We start from the raw sequence: 17,648 nt of genomic DNA, 5'->3' as shown, positions 1-17,648 counted from the left end.
CCGGAGTGTTCAGTACCTGGTGATCGCGGTCGGCCCGGATCTCGTGCCGACGGCGATGTGCGGCTTTCGGGCGGGATCGGCCCACCGCAGGATCCGCCGCATGTCACCGGCGGGCACCGAGACACAGCCGGCGGTGGCGCCGGAACCGTTGACGTGGAGGAAGATCCCGGCGCCCCGGCCGCGCACCGGCTCGTCGTAGTTGAAGCCGATGACGAGGGCGTGCGCGTACTGGGCGGTGTAGGTGATCAGGTGCTCGGACTCGGCGGCCCGGCAGTCCGCCGCGCGCGGCTCGCTCCAGCGGTTGTAGCTGCGCGAGTCGTTGTCCTGGCACCACCAGGAGTGCCGGCGCACCGGACGGTACGCGTACGCCGTGCCGCGCGGCGCCGCCTCGATGCCGAAGGCGTACGGCAGCCGGTAGAGCCCGGTGGGTGTGGTGCTGGTGCCCTGGCGCCGGGCGGTGCCCTCGACGAGGCCGTTCGCCCCGAAGCGGGCGGGCGCGGAACCGGATCTGACCCAGCGTCCGCCGCGCAGGTCCCACCAGGTGACCGTGCCGGTGGTGGAGCCGGTCCGCGCGGCGACGGCGGTGATCAGCTGGGTGCCGCCGCCCGGGTCCGCCATCCGCGCCGGCAGCGGCCGCTCACCGGGAGGCGCGGCACCGAGCAGCAGGAGGGAGGCGGAGGCGAGGGCGACGACACCGGGGCGCATGGCTCAGACCGTAGACGGCGGCAGCGGCAACGGCAGCCCGGGTAGGCCGTCCAGGCTGGTGGCCACATGGTCCTTCTTGGTGAAGTAGGCGTTCAGCGACTCGTCGTCCTCGCGCGCGAACCGCTTGCCGTGCAGATCGCGGTCCTCGTCGTACGACATGAAGGGCACCGCGTACCCGCAGGTGTCGCGGACGAGTTCGGCCGTGACGACGATGATCGCGCGCAGTCCGTGCTGACCGGGGTCGATGCCGGGGAAGCGGGCGAGCAGCCCGGCGAAGCGCGGGTCGTCGCGGAAGACGGGCTCGCCGCGGCCGTGCACCCGCACGATGGTCGGCGGGCCCTGGAAGGCGCACCACATCAGGGTGATCCGGCCGTTCTCCCGCAGGTGCGCGATGGTCTCGGCGTTCGACCCGGCGAAGTCCAGGTAGGCCACGGTCAGTTCGTCCAGCACCGCGAAGGAGCCGGTGAGGCCCTTGGGGGAGAGGTTGACCGTGCCGTCGCCGGCCAGGGGCGCGGTCGCGGTGAAGAACAGGGGCTGTGCCTCGATGAAGGAGCGGAGTCGGCCGTCTATGCGCTCATAGGTCTTTCCCATGTCACATGATTATGCGGGCGAATATTTCGCTTGTCTAAGGACTTTCGTCCCAGGGCTTTCGTCCCAGGACTTTCGGGGCTCTCGGGCTCCCGGTAGGGCCGTGGCCGCCCCGGCCGGCGCTCCAACGGGGCGGCCACGGTCGCCTGTCACGTCACTCGGTGAGCGTGCAGGCGGCCAGGGAGTTCAGGCCCTGGGGCTTTTCGGCGGTGCGGCCGATGGAGATGGCGATGCGGTCGATGGCGGCGGTGCGCTTGCTCGCGAGGGGGCCGAGGATGGCGTTCTGGACGAAGTTGGGTCCGCCCTGGCCGACGGTGTCGACGAGTCGCTTGTTGGCTTCGTCGATCTGGGTCTGGAGGAGGGCGAGGTTGCGGTCGACCTCCGCCTGCGCGCTCGCCGGGATCGCGGGGAGCTGCGAGGCGACGTCCGGGCAGCTGATGGCGCCGACGCCGGCGTCGCCCCCGTCCGCCGGAGCGGTGGCGCCGGCCGTGGGTTCGGCCCCGCCGCCCTCGCCGCCCGCACCGGCACCGGCGTCCCCGCCTGGCTCGGCTGCGCCCTCCGCGTTCAGCGTGCAGGCGGCCAGGGAGTTGAGGCCCTGGGGCTTTTCGGCGGTGCGGCCGATGGAGATGGCGATGCGGTCGATGGCGGCGGTGCGCTTGCTCGCGAGGGGGCCGAGGATGGCGTTCTGGACGAAGTTGGGTCCGCCCTGGCCGACGGTGTCGACGAGTCGCTTGTTGGCTTCGTCGATCTGGGTCTGGAGGAGGGCGAGGTTGCGGTCGACCTCGGCCTGCGCGCTCGCCGGGATCGCGGGGAGCTGCGAGGCGACGTCCGGGCAGTTGATCGTGCCCGGGCCGGCCAGGGTGCGCGCGTCGCTCCCGGACGACTCACCCGCCAGCGCGGAGTTGACGATCACGGCTCCGGAGAGCGCCAGCGCGGCGGCGCCGCCGATCAGCGCGACACGACGCTTGTTGTACTTCGGAAGGGCCCTGGACATGCGGAAGCCTCACTCGGGTCTGATGTGCGCGGAGTTGTCGTGTTGGGCGGACGCGGCGCCTGCGTCCGGCGAGGAGTACGTGAAAGCGGTTTCCCGCGTTCAGATCCACTCCAGATTGACGATTCATGCAGAGATCTGCATACTCATGCATAGCGCGGAACGTACGGGTGGAACGCGGAGGAGACCGGCCGGGGCGGGCGGTCCACTCCGCCGACCCGGCCCCGGTCCCCGGCCGGTGCCGCCCGACGGCCGCCTCCCCGTTCACGTCACGGGCAGCCGGTGCCACATCCAGATCCCCCGAGGAGCAGCAAGTGAGCAGCAACAGCGGAGACGTCCGGCTCTGGGGCGCGCGTTTCGCCGACGGACCCGCCGAGGCCCTGGCACGCCTGTCCGCCTCGGTCCACTTCGACTGGCGGCTGGCGCCGTACGACATCGCCGGGTCGCGGGCCCACGCGCGCGTGCTGCACAAGGCGGACCTGCTCACGGACGACGAACTGACCCGGATGCTCGCGGGCCTGGACCAGCTGGCCGCCGACGTCGCGGACGGCAGCTTCGTCGGCACGATCGCCGACGAGGACGTCCACACCGCGCTGGAGCGCGGCCTGCTGGAGCGGCTCGGCCCCGACCTCGGCGGCAAGCTGCGCGCCGGACGCTCCCGCAACGACCAGGTCGCGACCCTCTTCCGGATGTACCTGCGGGACCAGGCCCGTTCCGTCGCCGGTCTGATCGCCGACCTCCAGGACGCCCTCGTCGGGCTGGCCGACGCCCACCCGGACGTCGCCATGCCCGGCCGCACCCACCTCCAGCACGCCCAGCCCGTGCTCTTCGCCCACCACGTCCTCGCCCATGTGCAGGCCCTGTCCCGGGACGCCGAGCGGCTGCGCCAGTGGGACGCGCGGACCGCCGTGTCGCCCTACGGCTCGGGCGCGCTGGCCGGCTCCTCCCTCGGTCTGGACCCGGAGGCGGTCGCCGCCGACCTCGGCTTCGAGCACGGCTCCGCCGCCAACTCCATCGACGGCACGGCCTCCCGTGACTTCGTCGCGGAGTTCGCCTTCATCACCGCGATGATCGGCGTGAACCTCTCCCGGATCGCCGAGGAGATCATCATCTGGAACACGAAGGAGTTCTCCTTCGTGACCCTGCACGACGCGTTCTCGACCGGCTCGTCGATCATGCCGCAGAAGAAGAACCCGGACATCGCGGAGCTGGCGCGCGGCAAGTCGGGCCGTCTGATCGGCAACCTCACCGGACTGCTGGCCACGCTCAAGGCGCTGCCGCTCGCGTACAACCGCGACCTCCAGGAGGACAAGGAGCCGGTCTTCGACTCCTGCGACCAGCTCGCCGTGCTGCTCCCCGCCTTCACCGGCATGATCGCCACGCTCACCGTTCACCGGGAGCGCATGGAGGAACTGGCCCCGGCCGGCTTCTCGCTGGCCACCGACGTCGCCGAGTGGCTGGTCAAGCAGGGCGTGCCGTTCCGGGTGGCGCACGAGGTGGCCGGCGCCTGCGTCAAGGAGGCGGAGGCCGAGGGCAAGGAACTGGACGAGCTGACGGACGACCAGTTCGCGAAGATCTCCGAGCACCTCACCCCCGAGGTCCGCACGGTCCTGAACGTCCCCGGCGCCCTGGCCTCCCGCAACGGCCGCGGCGGTACGGCCCCCGGCGCGGTGGCGGTGCAGCTCGCCGAGGTCAAGGCGGACCTCGCGGTGCAGCACGAGTGGGCGGCGGCGAAGAAGTAGCGGCGAGGACGGTCCCAAGGGCGCCGGGCACCGCGCGACCGTCACGACGCACCGCGCACCGCCCCTCGCAGGCTCCGGGGCGAAGGTCATCACGGGTTACGTTGGTCGGGCCCTACCGGAACCGACCGAACGGAGCCCGCGATGCCCTTCGCCCGACTCGCGACCGCCACGACCCCCACCTGCCACATCGGCCTGGGCCTCGCCGCGGTCGGTCGCCCCGGTTACATCAACCTGGGCCGGGACCAGGACCTCGGGGCGGACCGCAGCGTCGAAGCCCTGCGCGAGCGCACCCACGAACTCCTCGACGCCGCCTACGCCCAGGGCGTCCGCTACTTCGACGCCGCCCGCTCCTACGGCCGCTCGGAGGAGTTCCTCGCCGACTGGCTGCGCGCCCGGCCCGGCGTCGACGACATCGTCGTGGGCAGCAAGTGGGGCTACACCTACACCGCCGACTGGTCCACCGAGGCCGAGCGCCACGAGATCAAGGACCACGGTCTCGCGACGTACGAGCGTCAGCGCGCCGAGTCCGACGCCCTGCTCGGCGACCGGCTCGACCTCTACCAGATCCACTCGGTGACCCCGGACTCTCCCGCCCTCACCGACAAGGACCTGCACGGCAGGCTCGCCGAGGCGGCCGCCGGCGGTCTCACCGTGGGCTTCTCCACCAGCGGCCCCGCCCAGGCCGACGCGATCCGCGCCGCCCTCGCCGTGACGGTCGACGGCGAACCCCTCTTCCGTACCGTCCAGTCGACCTACAACCTCCTGGAGACCTCGGCCGCCCCCGCCCTCGCCGAGGCGCACGACGCCGGGCTCACGGTGATCGTGAAGGAGGGCATGGCCAACGGCCGCCTCGCCGGGCCCCACGCCCCGGACGCGCTGAAGACGGTGGCCGCCGAGAACTCCCTGGGCACCGACGCCGTGGCCCTCGCCCACGTACTGCGCATGCCGTGGGCCGGGGTCGTCCTCTCCGGCGCCGCCACCACCGCCCAGCTCGCCTCCAACCTGCACGCGGCCGTGGTGGACCTGGACGAGGAACAGCGGTCCCGGCTCGCGGCGCTGGCGGAGGAGCCCACCGCGTACTGGGGGCACCGCGGGCAGCTTCCCTGGCACTGACCGGCCGCGGACAGCCGTCCAACCGACCACGAACAGCCGTCCATGTGAGACGCGTGTGCCCGCAGTGAGACATTGGTGTCTCACATGCGCTAGCGTTGTCTCATGGCTGTCGATCGTGACCTCGTGCTGCGCAGCGCGGCCGCCCTGCTCACCCGGAAATCCACGTCCACCATGGACGAGGTCGCCAAGGCGGCCGGGATCAGCAGGGCGACGCTGCACCGCCACTTCGCGGGCCGGGACGCCCTCGTCCGCGCCCTGGAGGCGCTCGGCATCGCGGAGTGCGAGGCCGCGCTGGACGCCGCCCGCCTCGACGAGGGCAGCGCCACCGAGGCCGTCCGCCGGCTCGTGCGGGAGATCGAGCCCGCGGCCGGACTGCTCGCCTTCCTCTACACCGAGAACCAACTCTTCGAGGGCGAGGCGCAGAACGCGGGCTGGGCCCTGCTCGACACCCGGATCGCCGCGCTGTTCCGGCGCGGCCAGGAGTCCGGCGAGTTCCGCATCGACCTCACCCCGGCCTGGCTCACCGAGGCGCTGTACGGCCTGATGGCCTCCGGCGCCTGGGCGGTCCAGGAGGGCAGGGTCGCGGCCAACGACTTCACCCACATGATCGTCGAGCTGCTGCTCGGCGGTGCGCTACGGAGAGAGGAACCATGACCAGCACCCTGCAGGCGGCGGACCAGGCCGAGGCGGTGAAGCGCCCCGGCCGCTGGCTCGCGCTGTCCGTCCTCGTGCTCGCCGTGCTGCTGGTGGCCGTCGACGCGACCGTCCTCGGTCTCGCGACCCCCTACATCACCGAGGACCTCCAGCCCTCCGGCACCCAGCTGCTGTGGATCGGCGACGTCTACTCCTTCGTCATCGCCGGACTGCTGGTCTCCATGGGCAGCCTCGGCGACCGGATCGGCCGCAAGAGGATCCTCCTGGTGGGCGCCACCGCGTTCGGCGCGATATCCGTGCTCAACGCCTACGCGACCACCCCCGAGATGATGATCGTGGCCCGGGCGCTGCTCGGTGTCGCCGGCGCCACCCTGATGCCGGCCACGCTCGCCCTGATCCGCAACCTCTTCCACGACCCCCGCGAACGCAGCCTCGCCGTCGGCATCTGGGGCGCCACCGCCTCCGCCGGCACGGCGGTCGGCCCCATCGTGGGCGGCTTCCTGCTCGAACACTTCTGGTGGGGCTCGGTCTTCCTGATCAACCTGCCCGTGATGGCGGTCCTGGTCGTGGTCGGCGTCAAGACCCTCCCCGAGTCCCGCAACCCCCGGCCCGGCCCCTGGGACCTGCCCAGCGTGCTGCTCTCCCTGGTCGGCATGATCGCCGTCGTCTACGCGGTCAAGGAGACCGCCTCCCACGGCGCGGCCCGGGAGCCGCTCGCCGTGGGCCTGCTGGGCGCCGCCGCCCTGTACGGCTTCGTACGCCGCCAGTTGACGCTGCCGACCCCGCTGCTGGACATGCGGCTGTTCCGCAGCCGTGGCTTCAGCGGCGCGGTCCTCGCCGATCTGCTGACCGTGCTCGGCATGTCCGGCCTGGTCTTCTTCCTCTCCCAGTACCTCCAGCTGGTCCAGGGCCGCGGCCCCTTCGAGGCGGGCCTGGCGGAACTCCCCGCGGCCGTCGGCGCGGTGGCGGCGGGCCTGGCGGCCGGGCGTACGGCGCGCCGCTACTCGGTGCGCGCGGTGGTCTCCGGCGGCCTGGCGGCGGTCGGCCTCTCCCTGGCCGCCCTGACAGTCCTGGACCGGTCGACCGGCTACCCCCTGCTGGGCGCCGCCCTCCTGGTCGTCGGCATCGGCGCCGGCTTCTCCTTCACGGTCACCGCGGACGTGATCCTGTCCTCCGTACCGAAGGAGCGGGCGGGCTCGGCGTCGGCGGTGTCGGAGACGGCGTACGAACTGGGCGCGGCCCTGGGCATCGCGGTCCTGGGCTCGATCGTCACGGGCGTCTACCGAGACTTCACGGGCCCGGCGGGCACCCCGGAAGCCGCCCACGAATCACTCGGCGGCGCGGTGGAGGCGGCGGGCGGCATGCCCGCACAGAACGCCGAGCCCATGCTCGACGCGGCCCGCCAGTCCTTCGTCGACGGCCTCGCCCTCGCATCGGGCGTAGGCGCGACAGTCCTCCTACTGGCAGCAACAGCGGCCTGGTTCATGCTGAAGAACCAAAAACTGGAGACCCACCCCTAGACCAAGGCGCCGCACCCGAACAACCCACAGCGGCGGCGCCGACCCCAAGGGGCGCGGGGAACTGCGCGATCAACCCCCACGGCGCCGCAGCCGGATACCCCACAGCGGCGGCGCCCACCCAGGGGCGCGGGGAACTGCGCGACCAGCCCCCACGGCGCCGCACCCGAAAAACTAGGCCGCTTCCTTCGCCTTGGTCGCGTACATATCCACATACTCCTGCCCGGACAGCCGCATGACCTCCGCCATCACAGAATCCGTGACCGCCCGCAGCACATACCGATCCCGGTCCATCCCGTCATACCGGGAGAACTCCATCGCCGGACCGAACCGCACGGTGACCCGGCTCGGCCGGGGCATCCCCGCACCCCCCGGCTGAATCTTGTCCGTACCGATCATCGCGAACGGCACCACCGGCGCCCCCGTCATCAGCGTCAGCCGCGCGATCCCGGTCCGCCCCCGGTACAGACGCCCGTCGGGCGAGCGCGTGCCCTCGGGGTAGATACCGAAGAGCTTGCCCTCCTCCAGGATCCGACGCCCGGTCATCAGCGCGGCGACCCCGCCCCGCCCACCGTCCCGGTCGACCGGGATCATGCCGACCCCGGTGAAGAACCAGGCCATCAGCCGGCCCTTGAACCCCTTCCCGGTGACGTACTCGTCCTTGCCGATGAAGAAGACCTGCCGGTCGCAGACGAGCGGCAGGATCATCGAGTCGATGAACGTCAGGTGGTTGCCCGCGAGGATCACCGGACCGTCGCCCGGGATGTGCTCCACGCCCTCCACCCGGGGGCGGAACATCAGGCGCATGATCGGTCCGAGCACTGCCTTGATGAGCGCGAAGCGGGACAACGGGCCCTCCGGTGTCGAGTCGATTCGAGGGGAATCGAGGGGGTCGGACAAGTCTGTGCAGGTGAGGACGATACTCGCGGTTCCCGGGATCGCGCACATCGGGTTCACCGAGGTCTTACGCACTGTTGACGCTGGTTTACCTGCGACGCCGTGCCGCCGCCCGCCGGTAACCCGGCCGGAACGGTGTGACCGACGTCGCGCCGGCCCGGGCCGGGAGCGTCCGCCTCACGCCTACCCTGAACCATGCGCCCGATACCGACGGCCCGTCAGAAATCCGTCCCCACCGGACATCCGGTGTCACCCGCGTGTTCGACCGGCGGTCTCCCGCCGGTCATGGGCGCCCCCCTACCATCGGCCCGCACCGAAGAGCCGAGGCCGGGAGGGCGCTCATGGGAACGCAGGATCAGGGGCCGGACGAGCAGACGCGCGGCACGGGACGGCGGGCGCTGCTGGGCGCGGCCGTGCTCGGCGCGGGCGGCGCGGTCCTCGGACTGCCCGGTACGGCGGGCGCGGCGGGCGCCGGTCACGGGGGCGGCGGCGTGAAGAGCCTGCCCGTGCCGACGATCATCGGCCACCGCGGGGCCAGCGGCTACCGCCCCGAGCACACCCTCGCCGCGTACCGGCTCGCCCTGGACATGGGCGCCGACATCGTCGAGGCCGGCGACCTGGTCCCCACCAAGGACGGCCACCTGGTCTGCCGCCACGAGCCGGAGATCGGCGGGACCACCGACGTCGCCGACCACCCCGAGTTCGCGGCCCGCAGGACCACCAAGCTGCTCGACGGTGTCTCCACCACCGGCTGGTTCACCGAGGACTTCACCCTCGCCGAGCTCAAGACGCTCCGCGCGGTCGAGCGCATCCCCGCCAACCGCCCGCACAACACCCTCTACGACGGCCGCTTCGAGATCCCCACCTTCGAAGAGGTGCTGCGCTGGCAGGAGGAGCAGACCCGCAGGCGCGGCAAGCAGGTCTGGATCTACCCCGAGCTGAAGCACCCCACCTACTTCCGCAAGCTGGGCCTCGGCCTGGAGGAGCGGATCGCCAAGGTGCTGCGCAAGCACGGCAGGAACAAGCGGAACTCGCCGGTCATCGTCCAGTCGTTCGAGCCCACCAGCATCGAGCGCCTGAACAAGCTCGTCGACAACCCCCTCGTCGTGCTGCTCTCCGGCGCGGCCACCCGGCCGTACGACTTCGTCGAGGCCGGTGACCCGCGGACCGTCGCCGACCTGATCAAGCCGGCCGGGCTGCGCGAGATCGCCTCCTACGCCCAGGGCATCGGCCCGACCCTCGACCTGATCATCCCGAGGGACGCGGGCGGCAACCTCACCCGGCCGACCACCCTGGTCGCCGACGCGCACAAGGTGGGCCTGCTCCTGCACCCCTACACCCTGCGCAACGAGAACCCCTTCCTGCCCGCGGACTTCCGCAAGGGCACCGACGCCGACGCCTACGGCGACGTCTTCGGCGCCTACCGGACGTACTTCGCGACCGGCATCGACGGCGTCTTCACCGACCAGCCCGACACCGGTCTGCTGGCCCGCGAGGACTACGTCAACCGCTGAGGCATATGCCCCGGTTGGGGTGAGGAACGGCCGCCCGGGCAACCCGTCGCCCGGGCGGCCGCGTCGTGCCGGACATGAGCCACGACCTCCTCCGTACCCTGCGCCCCCTGCTCGCCGCGGAGGCGTCGGCCGAGGCGCACGCCTCCGGAGCCGACTCCGCCGACCTGGAACAGGCGGTCTGGCTGCGCCTGCTGGAACTCCTCGACGTCCAGGGCCCGCCGGCCGACCCCGAGCGCTGGCTCCGCTCGGCCGTCCGCAGTGAGGTCCGCCGCAGCCGCCGTACCACCCGCCTCGAACACCCCTACGGCGCCGAGCCCGCCGACGAGGCCGCCCCCGGGCCCGAGGGCCTCGCGCTCCGGGCCGCCCGGCACCGCGCCCTGCGCGACGCCGTCCGCCGGCTGCCCGGCCGCTGCCCCCGGCTGGTCGAGGCGCTGCTCTCGCCGAGAGATCTGACATACCGGGAGATCGCGGGGGAGTTGGGTATCTCACAGGGAAGTCTTGGCCCGGAACGCTCCAGATGTCTGGGTTGTCTCAGGCGATTGCTTGCGCCGGAGGTTGCGGCTTACGGAGCACGGGGATAGGAGTGAGGGACAACAGGTGATCAGGTGAGCGGGAGGCGTGCGCACATGGGCATGAGCGTGACCATCTCTGCGGCGACCGTGCAGGACGCGGAGCAGATCTTCAAGTTGCAGTACCTCTGCTTCCAGAGCGAGGCGGCCCTGTACGGCAACTACCGCATCGACCCGCTCGTCCAGACCATGGACTCAGTGCGCGAGGAGGTCGCCGGGGACTGCGTCTTCGTGGCCCGGCTCGGCGACGAGGTGGTCGGCTCGGTCCGCGGTTCGCTCACCGAGGACGGCGCCGCCGCCATCGGCAAGCTCTGCGTCCACCCCCGCCTCCAGGGCCACGGCATCGGCGCCCGACTGCTCCGGGCGGCCGAATCCGCGCTCGCCGAGGAGCGCGGCGCCACCCGGTTCCGGCTGCACACCGGCCACCGCAGCGAAGGCCCCCTGCGCCTCTACCGCAAGGTCGGCTACACCGCGGTGGGCACTTCCGAGGGCACGGACGGCGTACCGATGATCGTGCTGGAGAAGGCGGCCGGGGCGTACGCGGCTACCGCGTGACGCCACCCGCCCTGCGCAGCCAGTGGATCGCCGACAGCGGCAGCAGTACGGGGATGAACAGGTACCCCATGCCGTAGTCGGACCACACCGTCGAGTCGGGGAACGCCGAGGGCTCCACCAGGGTCCAGGTGCCGACCACCAGGACGCCCGCGAGTTCGGCGGCGCAGCACACCAGCGCCGCCCTGCGGGCCGTCTCGCCGCCCCTGACCAGCGTGTACGTGATGAAGCCGTAGACCACGCCCGCCACCGCCGACAGCGAGTAGGCGAGCGGGGCGTGGTCGAACTCCGTGGAGATCTGCACCGCCGAGCGCGACACGGCGCCGACCACCATCACGCCGTACAGCCACACCAGCAGCATGCCGGGCCCGCCGATGAGCCGCTGCGCCGGCCGCTCCGTGCTCACGTCAGCCTCCCCAGATGTCATAGAGACGCACCTCCAGCACCGCCAGCACCACGGCGCCGGACGCGACCGTGAGCGAGCCCCACTTCGTCCGCTCGGCCAGCGACATGAACCCCGCCGCCGGCACACAGGCGAACGCGCCCAGCAGATAGGCGACGAAGATCGTCGTGCCCTGCTCCGGGTCCTCCCCGCGCGCGAGCTGCACGATCCCGACGACCAGCTGGACCAGGGCCAGCAGGGTCACCACGGCCATGCCGATGAAGTGCCAGTCCTTCGTCGCCTCGTCGCGGTACGCGGCGAAGCCGCACCACGCGGCGAGCAGCAGGGCGGCGACGCCGGTCACGAGCGTCAGGGCATCAAGCATGGAGCGACCCTATTACGGGCCATATGGCCAGGTGCGGCCACCCCCGGCGGGCACCGTAGGGTCGGTGCCATGTACATCCACGCCGAGGCCCTGCTGTTCGACAACGACGGCACCCTCGTCTCCTCCCTGGCCTCCGTCGACCGCTGCTGGACCCGGTGGGCGGGCGAGTACGGCATCACCGCCGAACAGTTCGCGCGCGTCGAACTGCACGGCCGGCCGGCCGCCGAGATAGCCGCCGACCTGCTGCCCGCCGACATCGTCGCCGAGGCCGTGGCCCGCATCGAGACGCTGGAGGTGGAGGACGTACCCAACGGCGGCGTGGAACTGCTGCCCGGCACCCGGTCCTTCCTCTACTCCCTGCCCGCCGAGCGGTGGGCCGTGGTGACCTCCGCCACCCGCCGGCTCGCCGAGGCCCGCCTCGACGCCGTCGGCATCCTGCCCAAGACGCTGATCGCGGCCGACGACATCACCCGCGGCAAGCCCGACCCCGAGCCCTACCTCCTCGCCGCCCGCCGACTCGGCGTCGACCCGGCCCGCTGCGTCGTCTTCGAGGACGCCCCCGCCGGTCTCCAGGCCGGCCGCGCCGCCGGTATGACCACCGTGGCCTTGGCCACAACCCACCGGGCCGACGAGCTCGACGCCGACCTGGTGGTGAAGGACCTCTCGGCCTTGTCCGCCCTGGTCACCGACCGGGGAGTGGAGATCTCCGTCCGGGCCTGAACCACCCCCGCCGGGTGTCCACCGCTGTCCGGCATCCGGACAGCGGTTCCCGGTCCACGTAATCCGTCTGCTTTACTGATCGCATGACCACGACGAGCAGCCGCAGCTTTGCGACCGAGGCGACCATGACGCCCGGTGCTCGTTGTATGTGTCGAATGTGCGCCTTCTAGAGGGCCCCCGCACCACCCCCCGAGCCTCGCGCCCCGAAGCGAGCCGCCACGGCGCGTCCGTACGCCTCCAGCCGTACGTGACCCCGTCGCCCCGCGCACATCTTTCCTCCCGTACCAGGGCACACCCACGCCCGCGTACTCGACAGTGACGGAAACCCCAGTGATCACGACATCGGGCCTGACCAAGGTCTACCGCACCGCCGGTCGTGAGGTCACCGCCCTCGACGGCGTCGACCTGCACGTCCGCGAGGGCGAGGTGTACGGCGTCATCGGCCAGTCCGGCGCCGGCAAGTCCTCCCTCATCCGCTGCGTCAACCTCCTGGAGCGCCCCACCGCCGGCACGGTCACCGTCGCCGGCCGGGACCTCACCGCGCTGGCCGGCCGCGGCCCCCGCGCCGGCCGGGAACTGCGGCGGGCGCGCAGCACGATCGGCATGGTCTTCCAGCACTTCAACCTGCTGTCCTCGCGCACCGTGCAGGACAACGTCGAACTGCCGCTGGAGATCCTCGGCGTCTCCGGCAAGGAGCGCTCCCGCAAGGCGCTCGACCTGCTCGACCTGGTCGGACTCGCCGACAAGGCCAACGCGTACCCCGCCCAGCTCTCCGGCGGCCAGAAGCAGCGCGTCGGCATCGCCCGCGCCCTGGCCGGCGACCCCAAGGTGCTGCTCTCCGACGAGGCCACCAGCGCCCTGGACCCGGAGACCACCCGCTCCATCCTCCAGCTGCTGCGCGACCTCAACCGCCAGCTCGGCCTGACGGTGCTGCTCATCACGCACGAGATGGACGTCGTGAAGTCCATCTGCGACTCGGCCGCCCTCATGGAGCGGGGCCGCGTCGTGGAGTCCGGCACCGTCAGCGAACTGCTCGCCACCCCCGGCTCCCAGCTGGCCGCCGCACTGTTCCCGGTCGGCGGCGACGCCACCGGCGAGGACCGCACCGTCCTCGACGTCACCTTCCACGGCGAGGCCGCCACCCAGCCGGTCATCTCCCAGCTGTCGCGCACCTACAACGTCGACATCTCGATCCTCGGCGCCGCCATCGACACCGTCGGCGGCCTCCAGGTCGGCCGGATGCGCATCGAACTGCCCGGCCGCTACGAGGACAACGTCGTGCCGATCGGCTTCCTGCGCGAGCAGGGTCTCCAGATCGACGTCCTGGGCCAGGAGCCCGTTCTGCTGAAGGAAGGCGTGTCCAAGTGACCTGGTCCGAGATGCAGCCGCTGCTGGAGCAGGCGTGTTGGGACACCCTCTACATGGTCGGCTGGTCCACGCTCATCGCCGTCGTCGGCGGACTCCCGCTCGGCATCCTCCTCGTCCTCACCGACAAGGACGGACTGCTCCAGAACGTCGTCGCCAACAAGGTGATCGGGCAGGTCGTGAACGTCGCCCGCTCGATGCCGTTCATCATCCTGATGGTCGCGCTGATGGGGTTCACCCGCTCCATCACCGGCACCACCATCGGGCGCGAGGCCGCCATCGTGCCGCTCGCCATCGGAGCGATCCCGTTCTTCGCCCGCCTGGTCGAGACGGCCGTCCGCGAAGTGGACGGCGGACTCGTCGAGGCCGTGCAGTCGATGGGCGGCAACACCTGGACGATCGTGCGCAAGGTCCTCGTACCCGAGTCCCTGCCCTCGCTGATCTCCTCCACGACCACCACGATCGTCGCCCTCATCGGCTACTCCGCGATGGCCGGCACGGTCGGCGCGGGCGGCCTCGGCGACATCGCCATCCGCTACGGCTACCAGCGCTTCGAGACCGAGCTGATGTGGATCACCGTGGCGATCCTCGCCGTGGTCATCTCCCTCATCCAGTTCGCCGGCGACTACGCGGCCCGCTCCCTGCACCGCCGCGGCGGCCGCTCCGGCCCCGGGCCCCGGCTCCGGCTGCTGAAGGCATCCACGGCCACCGGCACCGCGACCTGACCCGCCCGCACCACCCCACGGACTCCCCGTCCACCCACGACGGGGCCGCACCACCCATAAGGAAAGGCACTTTTCGTGCGTAACACCGCCAAGATCACCACCGCCGTCCTCGCCGCCGGAGCCCTCACCTTCGGGCTGACCGCCTGCGGTTCCTCCGACAGCGACTCCTCCTCCACCGACACCAGCGGCCCCCTGGTCGTCGCCGCCAGCCCCGTCCCGCACGCCGAGATCCTCACCTACGTCAAGGACAACCTGGCGAAGGACGCCGGCCTGGACCTGGAGGTCAAGGAGTTCACCGACTACGTCACGCCGAACACGGCGACGGAGGACGGCTCGGTCGACGCCAACTACTTCCAGAACCAGCCGTACCTCGACGACTTCAACAAGAAGAACGGCACCCACATCGTGCCCTCCGTCACGGTCCACCTGGAGCCGCTCGGCCTGTACTCCAGCAAGGTCAAGAGCGCCGACGACCTCAAGAGCGGCGCCACCATCGCCGTCCCGAACGACAGCGTCAACGAGGCCCGCGCCCTCAAGCTCCTCGACGCCAACGGGATCATCACGCTGAAGGACGGCGTCGGCAACGAGGCGACCCCCGCGGACATCGTCGAGAACCCCAAGAAGCTGGAGTTCAAGGAGCTCGAGGCGGCCCAGACCCCGCGCTCCCTGAGCGACGTGGACGCCGCGGTGATCAACGGCAACTACGCCATCGAGGCCGACCTCAAGCCCGCCGAGGACGCCCTCGTCCTGGAGTCCGCCGACGACAACCCCTACGGCAACTTCCTCGCCGTCAAGGAGGGCAACGAGAACGACCCGCGCGTGAAGAAGCTCGAGAAGCTCCTCACCTCGCCCGAGGTGAAGAAGTTCATCGAGGACAAGTACGCCGGTTCCGTCATCGCCTCCTTCTGAACGGTCAGTTCGGCCCTCCCGGCCTTCTGAGCACCGGACCGCGCCCGCGGCCCGTCCTTCTCGAACAGGGCGGACCCCGTGGTGCGGTCCGGTGCTTTCATGCTGCATGCTGGGCAGTTCAGCAGGCTGACGTTTTCGAAGGTTACGGAGCGGCGCATGACGAGCACCTTCCCCAACATCTCCATCAGCACGGAGCGGTTGGTGCTGCGTCCCCTCGACGAGGACGACGTGCCCGCCCTGACCGAGATGATGAACGACGAGCAGGTCGCCGCCTGGACGGACGTCCCCCAACCCTTCACCGAGGCCGGCGCACGCGCCTGGATCGGCGAACACGCGCCCACCGAAAGGGAGTCGGGCCGCGGCCTCGACCTCGCCGTCACCGAGTTCCTCACCCAGCGCCTGGTCGGCGTCGTCCAGCTGACCAAGACCAACTGGCACGTCCGCGCCACCGAGTTGGCGTACATCATCGCCCCCTGGGCCCGCGGCGAGGGCTACGCCTGCGAAGCCGCCCTCGCCACCGCGCAGTGGCTCTTCGGCGACCAGAAGTTCGAGCGCATCGAACTGCGCACGGCCGCCGACAACACCGCCGGCCAGCAGGTCGCCCAGAAGATCGGCTGCATCAGCGAGGGCGTCCTGCGCAACGCCTGCATAGCGCACGTCCGCACCGACGACGGCACCTGGTCCGACCTGCGCACCGACTTCATCGTCTGGAGCCTGCTGCCGGAGGACCTGGAGGGCACCGGCGACCAGCTGGCCGACCACGGCGGTTTCTCCTCCTACTCCGACTGGAACTGACCCCGGCCGGTCGGGATACCCTCGGGCTACCCCGTCCGCCTGCGTAAACCCCTGGAGACTGACGACGATGGCCGACCGGGTCACGGTGATCGGCTGGGACGGCTCGCCCCTGACCGCCGCGGCGCTCGGCGCGCTCGGCGCCGCCACCCTGGTGGCCGGTGCCGCGCACCATCTGGAACTGCCCGAGGTGCCGTCCGGGGCGGAGCGCGTCCGACTCGGCAGCGTCGCCCTCGCCGCCCGCCGCATCGCCACCCACCGCGGCACAGCCGTGGTCCTCGCCGACGGCGACCCCGGCTTCTTCGGCGTGGTGCGCACCCTGCGCGCGCCCGAGTACGGACTGGAGGTCGAGGTCGTCCCCGGCGTCTCCTCGGTCGCCGCCGCCTTCGCCCGCGCCGGCATGCCCTGGGACGACGCCCAGGTGGTCGTCGCACACCGGCGCACCCTGCGGCGCGCGGTGAACGTGTGCCGGGCCCATCCCAAGGTCGCCGTCCTCACCTCACCCGGCGCCGGCCCCGCCGAACTCGGGCTGCTGCTGGAGGGCGTCCACCGCACCTTCGTCATCTGCGAGGAACTGGGCACCGAGCGCGAACAGGTCTCCGTCGTCACCTCCGACAAGGCCGCCGACCACACCTGGCGCGACCCCAACCTCGTCATCGTCATCGGCGGACCGTCCTCGGCCGTGGAGGGCGGCGGCTGGATCGCCGGCCGCGACCCCGCCGCCGGCCCCCGCGGCTGGACCCTGCCCGCCGAGTCCTACGGCGGACTCATGGGCGAGGGCGAGCTGGAACCGCTGCGCGCGGCCCAACTGGCCCGGCTCGGACCACGCGTCGGCGACCTCGTGTGGGACATCGGCTGCGGCAGCGGCGCCTTCGCCACCGAAGCCGCCCGCGCCGGGGCCGCCGTCATCGCCGTCGACCGCGACCCCCGCGCCTGCGAGCGCACCGAGGCCAACGGGCGCGCCCTCGGCGTCCAGCTCCAGATCGTGCGCGGCACCGCTCCGCACGTCCTGGAGAACCTCCCCGAACCCGATGTCGTCCGGGTCGCCGGCGGGGGAGCGGCGGTCGTCTCCGCGGTCGCCGACCGCCGTCCGCAGCGCATCGTCACCCACGCCTCCACCCGGGACGAGGCCGAACTCGTCGGCCGGGACCTGACCGAGCACGGCTACCGCGTCGAGTGCGCGCTGCTCCAGTCCGTCGAACTCGACACCCGGGCCTGGACGGAGACGGAGCGGAGCGTCGCGTTCCTGCTCAGCGGCGTCCTGCCGGACAGAACGCCCTGACTCCGAAGCCGTCCCCGTGATCCTGTTGTCGTACCGCGCGCGGTAGGCTGGCCGATCGTTGCACCGCACCCGGACGGCCGTCGCTTCGTAGGTCAATGTCCGGAAAACGCGACCGTTTTGGGGCGGGTGTGGTACGGCAGAACCGGAGGACGCGCAACGTGGCGCAGTCCACAGCGGGCTCGTCACCGATGAAGCTGTTGTGACGGGGGAACGGCCGCGACAATGCCAGTTAATGGCTTTGTCGTC

19 protein-coding genes are annotated in these 17,648 nt (G+C 71.6%); 13 read left to right on the top strand and 6 right to left on the bottom strand.

The annotated features are described in order from the left end of the window. Nucleotides 1–9 precede the first annotated feature (9 nt). The 3 genes from ABT296_RS22370 to ABT296_RS22360 all read right to left on the bottom strand — a co-directional run bounded on the left by ABT296_RS22370 (nt 10) and on the right by ABT296_RS22360 (nt 2,287). Nucleotides 10–705, bottom strand: a complete 696-nt coding sequence (locus tag ABT296_RS22370) for a L,D-transpeptidase family protein (protein WP_351929979.1) — start codon at nt 703–705, stop codon at nt 10–12. A gap of 3 nt (nt 706–708) precedes the next feature. Further along, nucleotides 709–1,296: a pyridoxamine 5'-phosphate oxidase family protein gene (locus tag ABT296_RS22365; protein ID WP_351929977.1), complete on the bottom strand. Its 588-nt coding sequence runs from the start codon at nt 1,294–1,296 to the stop codon at nt 709–711. Between the two features lie 151 nt (nt 1,297–1,447). Then, the gene (locus ABT296_RS22360; protein WP_351929975.1) at nt 1,448–2,287 is read right to left on the bottom strand and encodes a hypothetical protein; all 840 of its coding nucleotides are present in this window, start codon (nt 2,285–2,287) and stop codon (nt 1,448–1,450) included. 311 nt (nt 2,288–2,598) lie between these two features. Between ABT296_RS22360 and argH the strand changes: the two genes are divergently transcribed. From argH to ABT296_RS22340, 4 genes are all read left to right on the top strand, one after another. Then, complete coding sequence (gene argH, locus ABT296_RS22355; RefSeq protein ID WP_351929973.1) at nt 2,599–4,026, top strand: argininosuccinate lyase; 1,428 nt, start codon at nt 2,599–2,601, stop codon at nt 4,024–4,026. A 141-nt stretch (nt 4,027–4,167) separates the two neighbouring features. Further along, nucleotides 4,168–5,139 carry an aldo/keto reductase gene (locus ABT296_RS22350; RefSeq protein ID WP_351929971.1) on the top strand — a complete coding sequence of 324 codons (972 nt, stop codon included), beginning with the start codon at nt 4,168–4,170 and terminating at the stop codon, nt 5,137–5,139. Between the two features lie 102 nt (nt 5,140–5,241). Continuing rightward, a complete protein-coding gene (locus ABT296_RS22345) occupies nt 5,242–5,793 on the top strand; it encodes a TetR/AcrR family transcriptional regulator (protein ID WP_351929969.1) in 552 nt (183 codons plus the stop codon). Continuing rightward, entirely contained in the window at nt 5,790–7,313 is a 1,524-nt protein-coding gene (locus ABT296_RS22340; protein WP_351929967.1) for an MFS transporter, read from the top strand. The genes ABT296_RS22345 and ABT296_RS22340 overlap by 4 nt, the downstream gene beginning before the upstream one ends. Before the next feature lie 171 nt (nt 7,314–7,484). Here the strand turns inward: ABT296_RS22340 and ABT296_RS22335 are convergent, their stop codons facing one another. After that, on the bottom strand, nt 7,485–8,159 hold the full coding sequence (locus ABT296_RS22335; protein WP_351929966.1) for a lysophospholipid acyltransferase family protein: 675 nt from the start codon (nt 8,157–8,159) through the stop codon (nt 7,485–7,487). A gap of 389 nt (nt 8,160–8,548) precedes the next feature. Between ABT296_RS22335 and ABT296_RS22330 the strand changes: the two genes are divergently transcribed. The 3 genes from ABT296_RS22330 to ABT296_RS22320 all read left to right on the top strand — a co-directional run bounded on the left by ABT296_RS22330 (nt 8,549) and on the right by ABT296_RS22320 (nt 10,845). After that, nucleotides 8,549–9,721, top strand: coding sequence for a glycerophosphodiester phosphodiesterase (locus ABT296_RS22330; RefSeq protein WP_351929964.1), 1,173 nt, complete (start codon nt 8,549–8,551; stop codon nt 9,719–9,721). Between the two features lie 74 nt (nt 9,722–9,795). Beyond that, the gene (locus ABT296_RS22325) at nt 9,796–10,302 is read left to right on the top strand and encodes a sigma-70 family RNA polymerase sigma factor (RefSeq protein ID WP_351929963.1); all 507 of its coding nucleotides are present in this window, start codon (nt 9,796–9,798) and stop codon (nt 10,300–10,302) included. Between the two features lie 45 nt (nt 10,303–10,347). Continuing rightward, a complete protein-coding gene (locus ABT296_RS22320) occupies nt 10,348–10,845 on the top strand; it encodes a GNAT family N-acetyltransferase (protein ID WP_351930129.1) in 498 nt (165 codons plus the stop codon). Here ABT296_RS22320 and ABT296_RS22315 read toward each other — a convergent pair. After that, the gene (locus ABT296_RS22315) at nt 10,835–11,269 is read right to left on the bottom strand and encodes a hypothetical protein (protein WP_351929961.1); all 435 of its coding nucleotides are present in this window, start codon (nt 11,267–11,269) and stop codon (nt 10,835–10,837) included. The two genes, ABT296_RS22320 and ABT296_RS22315, sit on opposite strands and share 11 nt — an antisense overlap. Next, entirely contained in the window at nt 11,250–11,609 is a 360-nt protein-coding gene (locus ABT296_RS22310; RefSeq protein ID WP_351929959.1) for a hypothetical protein, read from the bottom strand. Before ABT296_RS22310 ends, ABT296_RS22315 begins: the two co-directional genes overlap by 20 nt. Nucleotides 11,610–11,678: 69 nt before the next feature. Between ABT296_RS22310 and ABT296_RS22305 the strand changes: the two genes are divergently transcribed. From ABT296_RS22305 to cbiE, 6 genes are all read left to right on the top strand, one after another. Then, nucleotides 11,679–12,329, top strand: a complete 651-nt coding sequence (locus ABT296_RS22305; protein WP_351929957.1) for an HAD family hydrolase — start codon at nt 11,679–11,681, stop codon at nt 12,327–12,329. A gap of 330 nt (nt 12,330–12,659) precedes the next feature. Further along, on the top strand, nt 12,660–13,697 hold the full coding sequence (locus ABT296_RS22300) for a methionine ABC transporter ATP-binding protein (RefSeq protein ID WP_351929955.1): 1,038 nt from the start codon (nt 12,660–12,662) through the stop codon (nt 13,695–13,697). Next, nucleotides 13,694–14,419, top strand: coding sequence for a methionine ABC transporter permease (locus ABT296_RS22295; protein ID WP_351929953.1), 726 nt, complete (start codon nt 13,694–13,696; stop codon nt 14,417–14,419). The genes ABT296_RS22300 and ABT296_RS22295 overlap by 4 nt, the downstream gene beginning before the upstream one ends. A gap of 75 nt (nt 14,420–14,494) precedes the next feature. After that, nucleotides 14,495–15,328, top strand: coding sequence for a MetQ/NlpA family ABC transporter substrate-binding protein (locus tag ABT296_RS22290; protein WP_351929952.1), 834 nt, complete (start codon nt 14,495–14,497; stop codon nt 15,326–15,328). Between the two features lie 156 nt (nt 15,329–15,484). After that, nucleotides 15,485–16,123: a GNAT family N-acetyltransferase gene (locus tag ABT296_RS22285; protein WP_351929950.1), complete on the top strand. Its 639-nt coding sequence runs from the start codon at nt 15,485–15,487 to the stop codon at nt 16,121–16,123. Between the two features lie 67 nt (nt 16,124–16,190). After that, complete coding sequence (gene cbiE, locus ABT296_RS22280; protein ID WP_351929948.1) at nt 16,191–17,402, top strand: precorrin-6y C5,15-methyltransferase (decarboxylating) subunit CbiE; 1,212 nt, start codon at nt 16,191–16,193, stop codon at nt 17,400–17,402. Nucleotides 17,403–17,648 lie beyond the last annotated feature (246 nt).

The organism is Streptomyces sp. NPDC000983, assembly GCF_040299205.1.
In the GTDB taxonomy this organism is placed as follows: Bacteria; Actinomycetota; Actinomycetes; order Streptomycetales; family Streptomycetaceae; genus Streptomyces.
Note: the sequence above shows the minus strand (reverse complement) of the source record. Positions and strands in the feature narration are given on the sequence as shown.

What these genes read in the sequence shown, in the direction of transcription:
- ABT296_RS22285 (WP_351929950.1), top strand. Translation starts at nt 15,485, where the DNA reads ATGACGAGCACCTTCCCCAACATCTCCATCAGCACGGAGCGGTTGGTG.
- ABT296_RS22340 (WP_351929967.1), top strand. Translation starts at nt 5,790, where the DNA reads ATGACCAGCACCCTGCAGGCGGCGGACCAGGCCGAGGCGGTGAAGCGC.
- ABT296_RS22310 (WP_351929959.1), bottom strand. Translation starts at nt 11,609, where the DNA reads ATGCTTGATGCCCTGACGCTCGTGACCGGCGTCGCCGCCCTGCTGCTC.
- ABT296_RS22330 (WP_351929964.1), top strand. Translation starts at nt 8,549, where the DNA reads ATGGGAACGCAGGATCAGGGGCCGGACGAGCAGACGCGCGGCACGGGA.
- ABT296_RS22365 (WP_351929977.1), bottom strand. Translation starts at nt 1,296, where the DNA reads ATGGGAAAGACCTATGAGCGCATAGACGGCCGACTCCGCTCCTTCATC.
- ABT296_RS22370 (WP_351929979.1), bottom strand. Translation starts at nt 705, where the DNA reads ATGCGCCCCGGTGTCGTCGCCCTCGCCTCCGCCTCCCTCCTGCTGCTC.
- ABT296_RS22315 (WP_351929961.1), bottom strand. Translation starts at nt 11,269, where the DNA reads ATGACATCTGGGGAGGCTGACGTGAGCACGGAGCGGCCGGCGCAGCGG.
- ABT296_RS22320 (WP_351930129.1), top strand. Translation starts at nt 10,348, where the DNA reads ATGGGCATGAGCGTGACCATCTCTGCGGCGACCGTGCAGGACGCGGAG.
- ABT296_RS22350 (WP_351929971.1), top strand. Translation starts at nt 4,168, where the DNA reads ATGCCCTTCGCCCGACTCGCGACCGCCACGACCCCCACCTGCCACATC.
- ABT296_RS22345 (WP_351929969.1), top strand. Translation starts at nt 5,242, where the DNA reads ATGGCTGTCGATCGTGACCTCGTGCTGCGCAGCGCGGCCGCCCTGCTC.
- ABT296_RS22360 (WP_351929975.1), bottom strand. Translation starts at nt 2,287, where the DNA reads ATGTCCAGGGCCCTTCCGAAGTACAACAAGCGTCGTGTCGCGCTGATC.
- cbiE (WP_351929948.1), top strand. Translation starts at nt 16,191, where the DNA reads ATGGCCGACCGGGTCACGGTGATCGGCTGGGACGGCTCGCCCCTGACC.
- ABT296_RS22305 (WP_351929957.1), top strand. Translation starts at nt 11,679, where the DNA reads ATGTACATCCACGCCGAGGCCCTGCTGTTCGACAACGACGGCACCCTC.
- ABT296_RS22325 (WP_351929963.1), top strand. Translation starts at nt 9,796, where the DNA reads ATGAGCCACGACCTCCTCCGTACCCTGCGCCCCCTGCTCGCCGCGGAG.